Here is a 16729-nt window from a genome sequence, read left to right as displayed (position 1 = left end):
CGGGTTGCCGGTGAGCGGGAGTGACCTGGGCATGATCTCGGAAGCGGCAGCGCTGCTGCGGAGCGGGGAGACGGTGGCCTTTCCGACGGAGACGGTGTACGGACTGGGCGCAGATGCGCGGAATACCGCAGCGGTAGAAGCGGTCTTCACAGCCAAAGGCCGTCCCTCGGATAACCCGCTGATCGTGCATATTGCCCGGCGGGAGGATCTCGATCGCCTGGTGACGGAGGTGCATCCGGTGGCCTCGGCGCTGATCGGCGCCTTCTGGCCCGGCCCGCTGACGCTGGTGCTGCCGGTCCGTCCCGGCGTCCTCTCGCCGCTGGTGACGGCGGGCCTGGATACGGTTGGCGTGCGCATGCCGGATCATCCGGTCGCGCTGGCGCTGCTGCGCGCGGCAGATTGTCCGGTTGCTGCGCCCAGTGCCAACCGCTCCGGGCGGCCGAGTCCGACGCTGGCCGCCCACGTGCTGGAAGACCTCGCCGGATATATCGGCGGGGTTCTGGACGGCGGTGCGGCCGGGGTCGGCCTGGAGTCGACCGTGGTGCAGGTGCAGCCGGACGGGACGGTAGCCGTGCTCCGTCCCGGGGGCATCACCGCCGAGCAGCTCGCGGCGGTGACCGGCACTGAAGCGGCCGCAGCGAAGCCGGCCGCAGGCAGCAGCCCGGCGCCGCGCGCGCCGGGCATGAAGTACACGCACTATGCCCCGCGCGGCGCGCTTGGCATAGTACGCGGCTCCTCCGCGCAGCGCGTGGCGGAGACCGCCGCAGGGCTGCTGCAGGCGGCGCAGCGGGCGGGCGAGACCACGGGCCTGCTTCTCTTCGAGGAGCATAGGGCCCTGTATCCCGCCGACCCGGCCGCCTGCGTAGTGTCTCTCGGCTCGCTGTCCTCGCCGGAGGAGGCGGCCCGCTTCCTGTATGCCGCCTTGCGGCGGTTTGATGAAGCGGGGGCCACGTACATTCTGGCCGAGGCCTGCCCGGTCACGGGCCTCGGCGCAGCCATCATGAACCGGCTGATGAAAGCCGCCGGAGAATCGGTGATCGACGCCGGAGAATCGGTGATCGACGCCGGTTAGCAGGCTGCTGTTAGCATGAACCGTGTCCGTTCCCACCTCCCATCCACCTCACAGTCATGAATACCATCTTGTCCGCATATCGTTGTTGTACAAGAACTTACGGACTCAGGGTGGAGGGTTATTCATGGGCTTGGGCGGAATACATGAGGGCTGGGGCCAGTTAGTAACAATAGCTATTATGGCAGTTGCGCTGGGGATGGATGCGTTCTCGCTGGGCGTGGGCATCGGGATGAGGGGCATCCGTCTGCTGCATGTGCTGCAGCTTAGCCTGCTGATAGCTTTTTTTCATGTGCTGATGCCGCTGCTGGGCTTGTTCACAGGCAGCTATGTCGGCCATTTGCTGGGACAGGTTACCACGTATGCCGCCGGAGCCCTGCTGGTTATGCTGGGCGGACATATGGTGTTTAATTCCTTCCGTCAGGATAACGGCAGCAGCCGGCAGATGGATCACCGGACGATCTGGGGGATGCTGCTGATCTCACTCAGTGTAAGTGTGGATTCTTTCTCGGTGGGGGTTTCACTCGGGATGTTTGTGAATAGTATTATTCTAACCGTGCTGGCCTTCGGGGCCTGCGGCGGTGTCATGTCGATTACGGGGCTGCTGCTGGGCCGGAGGGTAAGCCGCGGACTCGGAGAATACGGGGAAGCGCTGGGCGGAGCGATTCTCCTAGCGTTTGGCTTGATGTTCATCTTTTGATACAATAACGGCAATACCCATAATTTTTAAGCTGTACTGAGCCGAAATTATAATGTTTACCGGAGGTGGAAAGGTTGCTGCATATTTTATTTGTCTGCACAGGTAATACCTGCCGTAGTCCCATGGCCGAAGGGCTTCTGCGGAAGCTTGCGAAGGAGCGGGGCATTCATGTGGAGGTGCGGTCTGCCGGAGTTTCTGCTGTCCCGGGTACTTCCATATCCAGACATGCTGGCGGCATTCTGCAGGATGAAGGGATTCAGGACCGCATCGTATCCTCACAGCTGGACGGGGAGGCAGTGGCCTGGGCCGATCTGATCCTTACCCTGACAGGAGCACATAAGCGGCACTTGCTGCAGTATTTTCCTAACGCGGTTACCAAGACCCATACCCTTAAAGAGTATGTCCAGACGCAGGAATCCGTGAATGCCGATATCCGGGAGCTGGACAGCTTGTATGCGGAGGCGGAGCTGAATCTGGCCCTGGGCACCGAGCCGGATGCAGCGGCTATGCAGCGGATGATTGAGATCCGCCAGCGTATTCCCAGCTTCGATATCAGTGATCCGTTCGGCGGCTCGCGTGAAGATTACGAGCTGACGGCTGCCGAGATCCGCACGGCGCTGTACGGTCTGCTCGATAAGCTCGAATCACTGAGACGGCTTTGAAGTGGTTGATTTTTTGCTGACTATCCCTTAAGATGTAATAAATATGATCCGGTTCCGGTGTAACTGGCGACAAGTGTGGATGAAACCACGATGGAGCACCTGGAATAAACGGCCGGTCGCCTGGGCAAAAGAGCACATCCGCAGTTCAACCTGCGGACTGCTCTTTTTTGTTTAAAAGTTGCATCTCCATGGAAATCAGAAACGGTTGAAGGGGGCGCTAAGATGGAGGAAGTCCTGAAGAAGAAGTCAGGGGATGACCGCTTATCCGGTATGCCGGCTGCAGAGCAGCAGCTAACGGGCGGCGGGGAGCTTTCTTTGGCCGCTGCCACTGCTGCGGTAACGCGTGAACTTGCAGTAGCGGGCAAGCTTGGTCCGGGGAAGATACTGGTCGTCGGAGCCAGCACAAGCGAAGTGGCGGGGAAGCGGATTGGGACAGGCGGTGCGCTGGAGGTTGCGCGGCAGCTGCTGGAGGGGATTACGCAGATTGCGGATGAATTTGGTTTTCGCCCGGTCTACCAGTGCTGTGAGCATTTGAACCGTTCGTTGGTGACGGAACGCACTCTGCTGGAATCGCTTGGCCTTAGAGAGGTGTCAGCCGTGCCCATTCCGGGAGCCGGAGGCTCCATGGCTGCTGCGGCCTACCAGTCCATGACAGATCCGGTGCTGGCAGAGACCATTGAAGCACATGCCGGTATTGATATCGGGGAGACCCTGATTGGTATGCATCTGCGCCGGATTGCCGTCCCTTACCGGCCAAGCCTGCGATATATCGGGGCTGCCCGGGTAAATGCCGCGTGGAGCAGGCCGCCGCTGATCGGCGGGGAGCGTGCCGTGTACCGCACGCCCGAGACTAGCGGTTCTGCGAATTGTGACTGAAGTAAGAGGGTTTAGCTAACGGTTTTTCTAAAGATAAGAATTATATGCTTCGCGCTATAATTATCCTTATCTTTCTCGCTGAAACGGTACCATCCTTAAAAGGACGGCAATGCCGTTTCCGCTTGTAATACCACATAAATCAGAGTTACAGGGAGGAAATTAGAAACATGGAACAATTGCGTAAGAGTGACCCGGCAGTACTGGAAGCGATGGGTCTCGAACTGAGCCGTCAGCGTGCTAACATTGAACTTATTGCTTCAGAGAATATTGTAAGTGAAGCTGTCATGGAGGCTATGGGCTCCGTGCTTACGAACAAATATGCCGAAGGTTATCCCGGCAAGCGTTACTATGGCGGCTGTGAAGATGTAGATATCGTAGAGAACCTGGCCCGCGACCGTGCCAAGGAGCTGTTCGGTGCTGAGCATGCCAACGTGCAGCCGCATTCCGGCGCACAGGCTAATATGGCTGTATACCTGGCTGCGCTCAAGCCCGGCGATACCGTTCTCGGCATGAATCTGGCGCATGGCGGCCATTTGACCCACGGCAGCCCGGTGAATGCATCGGGAATTTTGTATAACTTTGTGGCTTATGGCGTACAGGAGGATTCCTTCCTGATCGATTATGATGAAGTGCGCAAGGCCGCCTTCAAGCACCGTCCCAAAATGATCGTTGCCGGTGCGAGCGCGTATCCGCGTACGATTGATTTTGCTGCACTCGGTTCGATCGCGAATGATGTAGGTGCCCTGTTCATGGTCGATATGGCCCATATTGCCGGTCTGGTAGCTGCCGGTCTTCACCCGAATCCGGTTCCTCATGCCCACTTCGTCACTACAACTACGCACAAAACCCTGCGCGGTCCGCGCGGCGGGATGATTCTGTGCAGACAGCCATGGGCTGCCGCTATCGATAAAGCGGTCTTCCCTGGTTCCCAGGGCGGACCGCTGATGCATGTGATTGCGTCCAAGGCCGTGTCGTTCGGTGAGGCGCTGCAGCCTTCATTCAAGACTTACGCCGAGAACGTAGTTAAGAATGCCAAGGTACTGGCGGAGACTCTGGTCGGCGAAGGCATTAATATTGTATCCGGCGGAACCGATAACCATCTGATCCTGCTCGATACCCGCAACCTGAACATTACCGGCAAGGATGCTGAGAAGGTGCTCGACTCCATCGGAATTACAGTCAACAAGAACGCGATTCCGTTTGACCCGACCAGCCCGTTCGTCACTAGCGGTATCCGCATCGGGACACCGGCTGTTACGTCGCGCGGAATGGATGAGCAGGCTATGGTAACGATCGGTCAGATTATTGCACAGGTCCTGAAAAACCCGCAGGATGAAGCTAATTTGACCCAGGCGGCAAGCGAGGTAGCGAAGCTGACTGAACAATATCCGATTTACCCTGGATTGCAGTACTAATCCCCATCCCTCTAACATCGCCTTTGCGTGTCCGGTTCCGCCGGATTTACGCAAGGGCTTTTTGTTTGCTGTTACATAATGTTCACAAATAGCTGCTGAGAAAACGCCATGAATTATGTTGAAAACGTAATGAAAGTTCATGGAACTTTCATAAAAACTAGTGAAAGAACTGTGAATAGTATTAAAAGCGCTTAATCGTACAAACTAAGTTTTGTTTTATATCCAGAGAGGTGGCTGTATTCCCTTAAGCTTCCATGAGACGTGAATCTTAAGGAAGCAGTAGGGCTGGCAGATTTGTCTATCTGTAGGTGAAAAGCAGTCCGGGTGATGATATAATAGATAGGATTTAGCCACCCGAGAAGCAGAACGCTTACTTTGGCTATAAATAAGACTTACAATTACCGGAGGGACAACATGGGAAAATTGGTGATTTGCGATCATCCATTGATTCAGCACAAATTGACATTCATTCGCGATGTGCGGACCAACACAAAAGACTTCAGGGAGCATGTCGATGAAGTAGCAACACTTATGGCTTATGAGATTACGCGTGACATTCCGCTGGAGACCATTACGGTGCAGACGCCAGTGGCAGAAACGCAGAGCAAGGTGATTTCGGGAAGAATGCTGGGACTGATTCCGATTCTGCGCGCCGGTCTGGGGATGCTCGAAGGCGTGCTCAAGCTGCTTCCTGCAGCCAAGGTAGGCCATGTAGGCCTGTTCCGTGATCCGGACACCCTGCAGCCGGTGGAGTACTACATTAAGCTTCCTACGGATGTGCAGGAACGCGAGCTGATCGTAATCGATCCTATGCTGGCTACAGGCGGCTCTGCCATTGCAGCGATTACCTCGCTTAAGAACCGCGGCTGCACTCAGATCAAGATGATGAACCTGATTGCTGCTCCGGAAGGCGTTGCTGCTGTACAAGCTGCACATCCGGATGTAGATATCTATGTTGCAGCGCTTGACGATCATTTGAATGAGCACGGGTATATCGTTCCGGGCCTCGGAGATGCCGGGGACAGATTGTACGGAACCAAGTAAGAGCCGCAGATCATAGAACGAATACAACAGACAGCAGTTTTCAGAAGAGAGGGAAGGGCTTATGTCCAAAATTAAAGTAATGACGATTTTCGGAGTGCGCCCCGAGGCAATCAAGATGGCGCCGCTGGTTCTGGAGCTGAACAGACATCCTGAGCAGATTGAATCGATTGTCTGTGTAACGGCGCAGCACCGGGAGCTGCTGGATCAGGTGCTTGAGGTGTTCAAGATTACCCCCGATTATGATCTGGATGTAATGAAGGACCGCCAGACGCTTAACGAGATCACGATCCGGGTGCTCGAAGGCCTGGAGCCGGTGCTCCGCGAAGTGAAGCCGGACCTGGTGCTTGTGCACGGCGATACCCTGACCACTTTCCTGGCCAGCTATGCGTCTTTCCTGCAGCAGATTCAGGTTGGGCATGTGGAAGCAGGTCTTCGGACATGGAACAAGCTTTCGCCTTATCCCGAAGAAATGAACCGTCAGCTGACAGGTGTGCTTGCTGATCTGCATTTTGCTCCGACCCATTGGTCAGCGGGCAACCTGAGACACGAGAACAAAAAAGAATCAAGTATTTATATCACAGGCAATACCGTAACCGATGTGTTTCAATATACCGTACAGCCGGACTACCGGCATCCGGTCCTTGATTTTGCTTCAGGAAAAAGACTTATTTTGATGACGGCGCACCGCAGAGAATCCCAAGGCGAACCGCACCGTCATATTTTCCGTGCAGTCAAAAGAATCGCTGATGAATTTGAAGATGTAGCCATTGTGTATCCCGTACACCCGAGTCCCGCAGTAAAGGAACCGGCGCATGAGATCCTCGGCGGACACCCTAGAATCAAGCTGATTGATCCGCTGGATGTCGTTGACCTGCATAACTTTTATCCGCATACCCACCTGATATTGACTGATTCCGGCGGCCTGCAGGAGGAAGCTCCCTCCTTTGGAGTTCCTGTGCTTGTGCTGCGTGATACAACCGAGCGCCCGGAAGGGATCGAGGCCGGAACACTGGAGCTTGTGGGAACGGACGAGGAGAAGGTGTATCAACGGACACATGCTCTTTTGACCGATCAGAACCTCTATCAGTCGATGAGCCGGGCCGCCAACCCGTATGGAGACGGCAAAGCCTCCGAGAGGATTGTCAATGCGATTTTGCACCATTTCGGAGCTGTTGATGAACGTCCGGAAGAATTTCACACAATGTTCACAAATAATAAAATAGGGCAAGACAACTAATATACTAAGGTTAATAAAAGCAGCATACAGTTAAACTGTACGGTTTATATGGTTTTGGTGTGTTTTGCTGTGATTATTTTCATATTTTCATGCGATTTTGGGCAATTTTCTGTGAATTGACAAAGAGTCTGGATATTCAGTAAAATTAGTTGGGATTGTAGCCTATGAAGGAACCAAAGAATGAGCCTGGACTGGGGCGCACAGCTCTAGTACTCGGGGGTGCGGGCAGCTTGCTCGCCGCTTACATTGTAATAGGCTTTTTTGTGGCAAAGTGGCTGCGTAATCTGATGGACGGACCTGCCTTTTGGCTGGCTATCGGAACAATTACCGGGTTGATTCTCGGAGTTGTGAATGTTGCTCTGCTAATCAAAAATTTTTTGGGGGAGCAAAATGGATAATATGACTCCCGTAATCAATATCGTCACCAGGGTGACAGTAATCATTATGGCGGGATTGGTAATGGGGTGGGCTCTCCATCATGAGACCCGTGCAGTTACTCTGGGTATGGCACTCGGCTTGCTGGCAGGACTGGTTAACTTCCGTTATCTTGCCCTCAAGGTCAGAAGAGTGACAGCGGCAGTGGCGAAGCAAGGGAAAAGCTCCTTCAGCCTTGGTTTTGCTACAAGAATCAGCTTTGCAATTCTGGTGACCATGTTCTCAGTCAAATATGAGCATTTCTCGCTGGAGGCAACGATTATCGGCCTGTTCATCCCCCAGCTTCTGGCTATTCCCGTGGGGATATATCTAGGAATCAAGAATAAGCTGTAGCCATATTAAAGAGAAAGGGGGATGATACTATGCACGAAATGCCTTTAATCTATGTTGGCGGAATACCGATTGACCTGTCTGCTGTGCTGATGCTGGTAATCAGCTCGGTGATAGTGTTCGTACTGGTCATGCTGTCCGTCCGCAACCTGTCGGTTGAGAATCCGTCCAAGCTCCAGAATTTCATGGAATGGGTGGTCGAATTTGTACAGGGACTAATCAGCAGCGCCATGGATCTGAAGAAGGGAAAACCTTACATATCACTGGGGTTGACGCTGATACTGTTTATCTTCGTCTCCAATCTCCTTGGTCTGCCGTTTTCCGTCATTACAGAAGCCGATGGTCCAGTTACAGTCTTCGGACATGTTATCGAAGCAACCAAGAACCTGGCCGATGGCGCGCATGCTGAGATTCTGTGGTACAAATCGCCGACTGCAGACATCAACGTAACCGCAGGACTTGCGATTGTTGTGTTTGTACTCATGAACTACTTAGGCATCAAATTGAACGGCAAGCATTATTTCAAGCATTATATTGAGCCGTTTCCAATTTTCCTGCCGCTGAACATCATTGAGAACCTGGCGAAGCCGGTGGCGCTAGCCATTCGTCTATTCGCTAACATTTTTGCCGGCGAGGTTTTGATTACCGTAATTCTGAAGCTGGGACTGTTCAGTATTCCGTTCTTGGCCATCTGGCAAGGCTTCAGTATCTTTGTCGGGGCACTTCAGGCCTTTATCTTTACGATTCTGACGATGGTTTACATCGCACAGATGACGATCCACGAGGAAGAAGCGCATTAATAAGCTGCCGTGAGGATAGCGGCAGGTGCCGGAATACTTCGCGGGAGATTTTATATTATTAAGTCATTACAAAAAGAACCGAAATTAAAGGAGGATATTTACAAATGGAATTTTTAGCAGCAGCAATCGCGGTTGGTTTGGGCGCACTCGGCGCAGGTCTGGGTAACGGTATGATCGTCAGCAAGACGGTGGAATCTATCGCCCGTCAGCCGGAAGCACGTAACGCACTGCAGACAACAATGTTTATCGGTGTAGGTATCGTGGAAGTTATTCCTTTGGCCGCTACAGTTATCGCGTTCCTGATCATGTTTACTTAATAAACCGTTTTTACGGTTTGGCGGGGAGGGCAAGTGCCATCCGCGCCTTACTTTTGTATATGTCCGCAAGCCGCGGTAACGGAAGGGAGTGACCTCAGTGGATATCATTTGGACAAATATAGTGTTTTCTATTGCTGCTTTTATAATTCTATACTTCCTGCTCAGCAAATTTGCCTTCAGCAAGCTGTTCGGAATTATGGAGAAGCGCCGTGAAATGGTGCTGCAGCAAATGGATGAAGCAGCCAAGACCAGAGAGCAGGCGGTCGCTTATGTAGAAGAGCAGAAGCAGGCTCTGCAGCAGGCGCGCCAAGAGGCACAGGCTATCATTCAGCAGTCCCAGGCTACCAGCAACAACCAGGTTGATAAAATTCTCGAGCAGGCCCACGTGGAAGCGAGCCGTCTGAAAGACGAAGCGGTACGTGACATTGAGAACGAGAAGAACAAAGCGGTCGAAGCACTGCGCAGCGAGCTGGGTACAGCCTCGGTCCGCATTGCCTCGAAGCTGCTTGAGAAGGAAGTTGCAGCTGACGGCGAGCAGGAACAGCTTGTTGATCAATACCTCAAAGAGGTAGGAGGCCGATCATGAGCCGCGATACGGTAGTTGCCGGGCGCTATGCCAAAGCCTTGTACGGTGCAGCATTCGATGAAGGCATTACGCTTCAAGTGGAGGAACAGCTCAAATTAGTCGTCGAAGTGCTTCATAACGATGTTGAGGTGAAACGGTTTATCCTCGCACCCCGCATCTCGCAATCCGACAAGCTGAATGTGCTGCGCGGGACACTTCAAGGTAAAGTCTCGGAAGCGGTCATGAACACGGTACAATTATTGGTAGAGCGTGGCAGAACCGATATTTTCGAAGAGTTGCTTGCCAAGTATATCAAGATTGAAGGGGATGCTCTTGGCATTGGCTACGCTACTGTCTATTCCGCTTATTCCCTGAATCAAGCTGAACAGGATAGTGTTGCGGCTGAATTCAGCCAGCTTACTGGCCGTAAGATTCGTGTAACCAATGTAGTGGATAGAAGCCTGCTCGGCGGACTGAAGGTCCTAATCGGCGATACGCTGTATGATGGAAGTCTGGCTGGTAAGCTTACGCGTCTTGAGAAATCCTTTAATGATAAGCAAAGAAGATAGGGGTGAGGATATTGGGCATCAGACCTGAAGAGATCAGCACTTTGATCAAAAGTCAAATTGAGCAATATAAAGCCGATATCGAAGTGGCCGAAATTGGCACCGTCATTCAAGTCGGCGACGGTATCGCCCGTGTCTACGGTCTGGAAAACGCAATGGCAGGGGAACTGCTGGAGTTCTCCAACGGGGTAGTGGGCATGGCACTTAACCTGGAAGAAAGCAACGTCGGTGTTGTTATTCTGGGGGAATACAAAGAGATTCGCGAAGGCGATCAGGTCAAACGTACTGGCCAGATCATGCAGGTTCCGGTTGGCGAAGCCATGCTGGGCCGCGTAGTCAATGCACTGGGTCAGCCGCTTGACGGCAAAGGTCCAATCGCTACTACAGAATTCCGTCCGGTTGAACATAACGCGCCGGGGGTTATCGACCGTAAGTCGGTACACGAACCGATGCAGACCGGTCTAAAGGCAATCGATGCCATGGTGCCAATCGGCCGTGGACAACGCGAGCTGATCATTGGTGACCGTCAGACAGGTAAGACAGCGATTGCTATTGATGCGATCATCAACCAGAAGGGCAACGGGATGAAATGTATCTATGTTGCTATCGGACAAAAACAATCTACTGTAGCACAGGTAGTTGAAACCCTCCGCCGTCATGGCGCGCTGGATTACACTATCGTTGTAACCGCGTCGGCTTCCGAGCCTTCTCCGCTGCTCTATATTGCTCCGTACGCAGGCTGCGCAATGGGCGAATACTTCATGTATAAAGGCGAGCATGTGCTTGTCATTTATGATGACCTTTCCAAGCAAGCTTCGGCTTACCGCGAATTGTCCTTGCTGCTCCGCCGTCCACCGGGCCGGGAAGCTTTCCCTGGTGACGTATTCTACTTGCACTCCCGTCTGCTGGAACGTGCGGCCAAGCTTAGCGATGCGCTTGGTGGAGGTTCATTAACCGCCCTGCCATTCATCGAAACACAGGCTTCTGACGTATCGGCTTACATTCCAACGAACGTAATTTCGATCACAGACGGCCAAATCTTCCTTGAATCCGATCTGTTCAACTCCGGGCAGCGTCCGGCGATCAACGTTGGTATCTCCGTATCCCGTGTAGGGGGTTCCGCACAGATCAAAGCCATGAAGAAGGTCGCCGGTTCCCTGCGTCTGGATCTGGCTCAATACCGTGAGCTTCAGGCTTTCTCCCAGTTCGGCTCCGATCTGGACAAATCAACACAGGCCCGTCTGAACCGCGGTGCACGTATGATGGAGATTCTGAAACAGGGCGTGAACCAGCCGCTTGGCGTTGAGCATCAAGTGGTTAGTCTGTACACCGCCGTCAAAGGACATCTGGATGATATTCCTGTCAAGGACGTTAAGCGTTTCGAGAAGGAATTCCTGGCCTTTATCGACAGCAGTGCAACTGAAATCCTCAAATCCATCACGGATACCAAGGATCTGACAGCAGACAACGAGACAGCGCTCAAGGATGCCATTGAGAAATTCAAAAGAGGCTTTGCTACAAGCTAATATATAGAGATTACCGTTTATGCTTACGAAGTTAGCTTTGGTACGTCAAAGCTCGGCTTATGCTTACGAAGTTAGCTTTGACATACGTCAAAGCTCTAAGGTGGTGAAATCATGGCAAGAAGCATGCGCGATATTAAACGTCAAATTAAGAGCGTTCAGAACACCAGACAGATCACCAAAGCGATGGAGATGGTCGCTGCGTCCAAGCTGCGCAAGGCGCAGGAGAAGGCAGAAGCAGCCCGTCCATATTCAGAGAAGCTTAAAGAGGTCGTCTCGAGTATTGCTGCCGGTACGCAGGATCTCCAGCACCCGATGCTGGTCAGCCGGCCTGTCAAAAAAACAGGTTATTTGATCATCACCTCGGACAGAGGTCTTGCCGGCGGCTACAATGCGAACATTCTGCGTAAAGTAACGATGCTGATCGCAGAACGCCATAAGTCCAAGGATGAGTATGCGCTGTTTGTGATCGGGCGCAAAGGCCGTGACTTTTTGCGGCGCCGTGAGTATCCCATTGTAGAAGAAATCACCGAGCTGTCCGATACCCCGAAATTTGCCGACATCAAGTCGATTGCTTATTCGGCGGTTAACCAGTTCGAGACAGGTGTCTATGATGAGATCTACATTTGCTACAACCAGTTTGTCAATGCGATCAGCCAGATTCCGACTGTAGACAGACTTCTGCCTATGGAAGGTGTTGGGGAAGGCGGGCATCACGGAGCAGCAGCCGCTTATGAGTACGAGCCTTCACCTGAAGGCGTACTGGAGGTTCTGCTTCCTAAATACGCCGAAACTTTAATCTATGGTGCTCTTCTGAACGGCAAGGCCAGTGAGCTGGGAGCCAAAATGACAGCCATGGGCAGTGCAACGAAGAACGCATCAAAAATGATCGGAGAACTTAGACTTACGTACAACCGTGCCCGTCAGGCGGCCATTACGCAAGAAATTACCGAGATCGTGGCTGGTGCGAACGCGCAGTCTTAATATGAGTGGGCTTAAGGTCCATATGTAACAGCTTTCGAGGAGGGAAATGAAGATGAACAAAGGACGCGTTGTGAGCATTATGGGTCCGGTTGTCGATATTGAATTTGAACGCGGCCAGTTGCCCCAGATATTCAATGCCATCAAAATTGTTGCGAGCCTCAGCGATGGCCGCAACATGGATCTGACTCTTGAAGTTTCCAATCATCTTGGAGATAACTTGGTGCGCTGTATCGCCATGTCCTCTACAGATGGACTGGTTCGCGGGATTGATGCTATTGACCAGGGAGCGCCGATCTCGGTTCCTGTTGGTGAAGCAACACTTGGCCGCGTATTTAACGTACTTGGTAATCCAATCGATAACGGTGCTGAAGTGGTAGCTGCAAGAAACCCGATTCACCGTCTGGCTCCTACCTTTGATGAGTTGTCTACTCAGGCAGAGGTTCTGGAAACCGGAATTAAGGTAATCGACTTGCTGGCCCCTTATGCCAAGGGCGGTAAAATCGGCCTGTTCGGCGGTGCCGGCGTTGGTAAAACAGTAACCATCCAGGAATTGATCAACAACATCGCACAGGAGCACGGCGGGATTTCCGTCTTCGCAGGCGTTGGCGAGCGGACACGTGAAGGGAATGACCTCTATCACGAAATGACCGATTCCGGCGTTATCAAGAAAACGGCGATGGTCTTCGGACAAATGAATGAGCCTCCAGGCGCGCGTCTGCGCGTAGCACTGACTGGTCTGACTATGGCGGAATATTTCCGTGATGTGGAAGGCCGCGATACGCTGCTCTTTATCGATAACATCTTCCGGTTCACCCAGGCGGGTTCCGAAGTATCGGCTCTTCTCGGCCGTATGCCGTCTGCGGTAGGTTACCAGCCTACACTGGCTACAGAAATGGGCCAATTGCAAGAGCGGATTACGTCCACGAAGAAAGGCTCCGTTACTTCCATTCAGGCGATCTACGTACCTGCGGATGACTATACTGACCCTGCACCGGCTACGGCGTTTGCCCACTTGGATGCAACGACCAACCTGGAGCGTAAAATTTCCGAAAAAGGGATCTTCCCTGCGGTTGACCCGCTGGCTTCCAGCTCGCGGATGCTGGCACCGGAAATCGTCGGCGAAGAGCACTATAACGTGGCACAAGGCGTTAAGCAGCTGCTGCAGCGTTATACCGAGCTTCAGGATATCATTGCCATCCTGGGTATGGATGAGCTGAGTGAAGAGGATAAGGTGATTGTATCCCGCGCCCGTAAGGTTGAGCGCTTCCTGTCCCAGCCGTTCCACGTAGCAGAGCAGTTCACTGGCTTCAAAGGCAAATACGTGCCGATCAAAGAAACCGTGCGCAGCTTCAAGGAGATCCTCGAAGGCAAGCATGATGATCTTCCGGAAGTAGCGTTCCTGTTCGTAGGCACGATTGAAGAAGCGGTGGAAAAAGCGAAAACGTTGTAACCCTAAGCATACTTATGCTGGGGATCGGGCTTTATTCTGTAAAGCTTTGAGGAGGAATGGAAGTGAATACCTTTTTGCTCGAAATAGTTACTCCGGAGCATCTGGTCTACTCCAAGCAAGTGAACAGCCTGACGGTACGCGGCGTGAATGGTGAACTGGGGATTCTGCCGGGACATATTCCGCTCGTCACCCCGCTTCAGGTTGCTCCGCTTAGCGTTAAGGCGGACGGCGTTACAGTCTCCATCGCTGTGCATGGCGGGTTCGTTGAAGTGCACAAAGATAAGGTAACGGTGCTGGCTGAAAGTGCTGAGCTGCCCCGGGATATTGATGTGGAGCGTGCTGAAGCGGCTAAGGAGCGGGCTGAGCGCCGCCTCAAGCTGCAAAGCAAGCAGGATGAGATTGATCACCGCCGTGCGGAGCTGGCGTTGCAGCGTGCTGTAACGCGGATCAAAGTTTCGACCGGTAAAGGACAACAGTAGCAGATAAGCGGTCAAGCCCAGGGCTTGACTGCTTTTTTTGCTTCAATAAATCTAGCAAAGTATGAACATATCGTAATCAGATGTGCCTGTAAAAGCCGAATTGTTTAAAATTTCGTAAAAGTACTGGATTCTTTTCCCCTGCACAAGTATGATATAAGAGTCGATTTCCGAGTACCTAACACAGGGGGCTAATATGAACACACGTTTATCCGCTGAGTTGTCGGGTGCGGTCGGCACCAGCAATATGATTTCGATGATTGTCTCTTTGATCTGTGTGGCAATATCCTGGTGGGCACTTCAGAACCTTAAGCTGGATTTGGTCATAAGATATCCCAAGAGCCCACAGGGCAGACTGCTGCACCTGTTGCTTGCGATTGTCCTGGGTCACTTCGTGGCCGGGTTCCTGCTTGACTACCTGGGCTGGAGCGGACTTACCCTGCGGATGTTTTAACGGCAACAGCTTTGGTTATATCTGTATAGGCCAACGCAGTGAAAAAAGTGTCGAATAATAAGGTTTTATTATGTCAACACTGAATTTAAGCAAGGAATCTGCACCTAAGACGCAATGACGGAATATTCAATATCTTAACAGATGAATTTTAACCTTAAAATTAATATCAGAAATAATGGACGCGGAGGGAAACCGAAATGAGCAAATTTATCGTCCGCGGTGGCAACAGATTGACCGGGAGCGTGAAAGTTAGCGGCGCAAAAAATTCCGTACTACCGATCATAGCCGCCTCTCTATTGGCAGAAGAAGGAGTTAGCGTCATTGTGGACGCACCTCCGTTAGACGATGTAATGACGATTAACAAGGTATTGGAATCTCTGGGTGCAGGTATTACATACCAGAACGATGTGATTGAAGTAGATGCGACCAATATTACCTCCTGTGAAGCGCCATATGAATGGGTACGCAAAATGCGGGCTTCTTTCCTGGTTATGGGCCCACTCCTGTCCCGTATGGGGCATACACGTATTTCCCTGCCTGGCGGTTGTGCCATTGGAACAAGGCCGATTGACCAGCATTTGAAGGGTTTTGAAGCGCTCGGCGCCGAGATTAGTCTGGGCCAGGGCTACATTGATGCGAAAAGTAACGGTCGACTGCGCGGAGCCAAGATCTATCTGGATGTGGCCAGCGTAGGTGCAACCGAAAATATAATGATGGCAGCGGCACTTGCCGAAGGCACCACAGTGATTGAGAACGCGGCGAAGGAACCTGAGATTGTTGACCTTGCCAATTACCTGAACGGTATGGGCGGCATTGTGCGCGGAGCCGGAACCGGAGTGATCCGGATTGAAGGCGTGGAGCGTATGCACGGCGTAAGACATCATGTTATCCCTGACCGGATCGAGGCTGGAACCTACATGGCGGCAGCAGCGATTACAGGCGGCGATGTGTATGTTGAGGGAGCTATTGCCGACCATCTGGGTCCGGTGATTGCCAAGATGGAGGAAATGGGCGTTACGATTATCCCGGATGAGAACGGAGTCCGTGTCATCAGCGATAAGCCGCTGAAGGCTGTCGATCTCAAGACATTACCTTACCCGGGATTCCCGACAGATATGCAGTCACAGATGATGGCGCTGCTGCTCCGCTCGGAAGGAACCAGCGTAGTGACAGAGACCGTCTTCGAGAACCGGTTCATGCATGTGGATGAATTCCACAACATGAACGCGGAGATCAAGATTGAGGGACGCTCTGCGATCGTGACCGGCAATGCCAGTCTGGTCGGCGCTAAGGTATGTGCTACGGACCTGCGTGCAGGGGCTGCGCTTATTTTGGCAGGACTTGTGGCTGAAGGCACTACAGAAGTTAGCGGAACGCATCACATTGACCGCGGATATGTGCACTTGGCTGAGAAGCTGTCTGGACTTGGTGCGGACATATGGCGTATTTCCATGGAAGAGTCGGCTGTTCCTGCTGCGAAGGAAGAAGCGCTTAAGCCTGAACCGGCCAGAAGCGAATCCTCCAAGGCCGAAGAGATCAGACCCCGCTTCCAGATTCAACCGTCTTGGGTATAATAGCTATTCTTAAAAATATTAGGACCAGCCGCTAAGCGGCTGGTCCTTTTTTTTGAAAATATAAGAATTTATTTGTTTCACATGATAACTTATCCTTCTATTTCTTGCTGAAACGGTACCGTCCTTTAAAAAGACGGCAAAGCCGTTTCCACTTGATATAACTTATATGTTTCGGGGGATTCCGCAACTCTCTTTCTCTCAAAATCCCGTTCTAGCAGGTGGCGGAAATTCATATCTATAAGAATCACCGGT

19 protein-coding genes and 1 riboswitch are annotated in these 16729 nt (G+C 52.5%); all 19 genes read left to right on the top strand.

Going from position 1 to position 16729, the window contains the following annotated elements; genetic code table 11:
• The first annotated feature begins 31 nt into the window (after positions 1–31).
• Positions 32–1072 carry an L-threonylcarbamoyladenylate synthase gene (locus NST43_RS28725; RefSeq protein ID WP_339220771.1) on the top strand — a complete coding sequence of 347 codons (1041 nt, stop codon included), beginning with the start codon at positions 32–34 and terminating at the stop codon, positions 1070–1072.
• Positions 1073–1196: 124 nt separating this feature from the next.
• The gene (locus NST43_RS28720) at positions 1197–1769 is read left to right on the top strand and encodes a manganese efflux pump MntP family protein (protein WP_339220769.1); all 573 of its coding nucleotides are present in this window, start codon (positions 1197–1199) and stop codon (positions 1767–1769) included.
• 74 nt (positions 1770–1843) lie between these two features.
• Positions 1844–2431, top strand: a complete 588-nt coding sequence (locus tag NST43_RS28715; protein WP_209989006.1) for a low molecular weight protein arginine phosphatase — start codon at positions 1844–1846, stop codon at positions 2429–2431.
• 49 nt (positions 2432–2480) lie between these two features.
• Positions 2481–2564, top strand: a riboswitch (ZMP/ZTP riboswitch).
• 137 nt (positions 2565–2701) lie between these two features.
• On the top strand, positions 2702–3307 hold the full coding sequence (locus NST43_RS28710; protein WP_339225553.1) for a TIGR01440 family protein: 606 nt from the start codon (positions 2702–2704) through the stop codon (positions 3305–3307).
• Between the two features lie 167 nt (positions 3308–3474).
• Positions 3475–4722, top strand: coding sequence for a serine hydroxymethyltransferase (gene glyA / locus NST43_RS28705; protein ID WP_209988999.1), 1248 nt, complete (start codon positions 3475–3477; stop codon positions 4720–4722).
• Positions 4723–5136: 414 nt separating this feature from the next.
• Positions 5137–5766 (top strand): uracil phosphoribosyltransferase, encoded by a 630-nt coding sequence (gene upp / locus NST43_RS28700; RefSeq protein WP_209988995.1) that lies wholly within the window; start codon positions 5137–5139, stop codon positions 5764–5766.
• A 61-nt stretch (positions 5767–5827) separates the two neighbouring features.
• Positions 5828–7003: a UDP-N-acetylglucosamine 2-epimerase (non-hydrolyzing) gene (gene wecB / locus NST43_RS28695; protein WP_339220768.1), complete on the top strand. Its 1176-nt coding sequence runs from the start codon at positions 5828–5830 to the stop codon at positions 7001–7003.
• Between the two features lie 164 nt (positions 7004–7167).
• Positions 7168–7401, top strand: a complete 234-nt coding sequence (locus NST43_RS28690; RefSeq protein ID WP_209868447.1) for an ATPase F0F1 — start codon at positions 7168–7170, stop codon at positions 7399–7401.
• The gene (locus tag NST43_RS28685; RefSeq protein ID WP_209988983.1) at positions 7394–7771 is read left to right on the top strand and encodes an ATP synthase subunit I; all 378 of its coding nucleotides are present in this window, start codon (positions 7394–7396) and stop codon (positions 7769–7771) included. The genes NST43_RS28690 and NST43_RS28685 overlap by 8 nt, the downstream gene beginning before the upstream one ends.
• 29 nt (positions 7772–7800) lie before the next feature.
• Positions 7801–8568 carry a F0F1 ATP synthase subunit A gene (gene atpB, locus NST43_RS28680; RefSeq protein WP_036699217.1) on the top strand — a complete coding sequence of 256 codons (768 nt, stop codon included), beginning with the start codon at positions 7801–7803 and terminating at the stop codon, positions 8566–8568.
• Between the two features lie 104 nt (positions 8569–8672).
• Positions 8673–8885: a F0F1 ATP synthase subunit C gene (gene atpE / locus NST43_RS28675; RefSeq protein WP_036699216.1), complete on the top strand. Its 213-nt coding sequence runs from the start codon at positions 8673–8675 to the stop codon at positions 8883–8885.
• A 97-nt stretch (positions 8886–8982) separates the two neighbouring features.
• Positions 8983–9471 (top strand): F0F1 ATP synthase subunit B, encoded by a 489-nt coding sequence (atpF, locus tag NST43_RS28670; protein WP_339220764.1) that lies wholly within the window; start codon positions 8983–8985, stop codon positions 9469–9471.
• On the top strand, positions 9468–10019 hold the full coding sequence (locus NST43_RS28665; RefSeq protein WP_209988974.1) for a F0F1 ATP synthase subunit delta: 552 nt from the start codon (positions 9468–9470) through the stop codon (positions 10017–10019). The genes atpF and NST43_RS28665 overlap by 4 nt, the downstream gene beginning before the upstream one ends.
• 11 nt (positions 10020–10030) lie before the next feature.
• A complete protein-coding gene (atpA, locus tag NST43_RS28660) occupies positions 10031–11542 on the top strand; it encodes a F0F1 ATP synthase subunit alpha (protein WP_339220763.1) in 1512 nt (503 codons plus the stop codon).
• 111 nt (positions 11543–11653) lie between these two features.
• Positions 11654–12523 carry an ATP synthase F1 subunit gamma gene (gene atpG, locus NST43_RS28655; RefSeq protein ID WP_209988967.1) on the top strand — a complete coding sequence of 290 codons (870 nt, stop codon included), beginning with the start codon at positions 11654–11656 and terminating at the stop codon, positions 12521–12523.
• A gap of 52 nt (positions 12524–12575) precedes the next feature.
• A complete protein-coding gene (atpD, locus tag NST43_RS28650) occupies positions 12576–13973 on the top strand; it encodes a F0F1 ATP synthase subunit beta (protein WP_036699208.1) in 1398 nt (465 codons plus the stop codon).
• A 62-nt stretch (positions 13974–14035) separates the two neighbouring features.
• Positions 14036–14452 (top strand): F0F1 ATP synthase subunit epsilon, encoded by a 417-nt coding sequence (locus tag NST43_RS28645; protein WP_036699230.1) that lies wholly within the window; start codon positions 14036–14038, stop codon positions 14450–14452.
• 193 nt (positions 14453–14645) lie between these two features.
• Entirely contained in the window at positions 14646–14903 is a 258-nt protein-coding gene (locus tag NST43_RS28640; RefSeq protein ID WP_209988961.1) for a DUF1146 family protein, read from the top strand.
• Between the two features lie 197 nt (positions 14904–15100).
• A complete protein-coding gene (gene murA, locus NST43_RS28635) occupies positions 15101–16477 on the top strand; it encodes a UDP-N-acetylglucosamine 1-carboxyvinyltransferase (protein ID WP_036699206.1) in 1377 nt (458 codons plus the stop codon).
• Positions 16478–16729 lie beyond the last annotated feature (252 nt).

Source organism: Paenibacillus sp. FSL H8-0332, assembly GCF_037963835.1.
Classification (GTDB): Bacteria; Bacillota; Bacilli; order Paenibacillales; family Paenibacillaceae; genus Paenibacillus_AQ; species Paenibacillus_AQ rhizoplanae.
The sequence above is the reverse complement of the archived record's forward strand: the minus strand, read 5'-3'. Positions and strand labels throughout refer to the sequence as shown.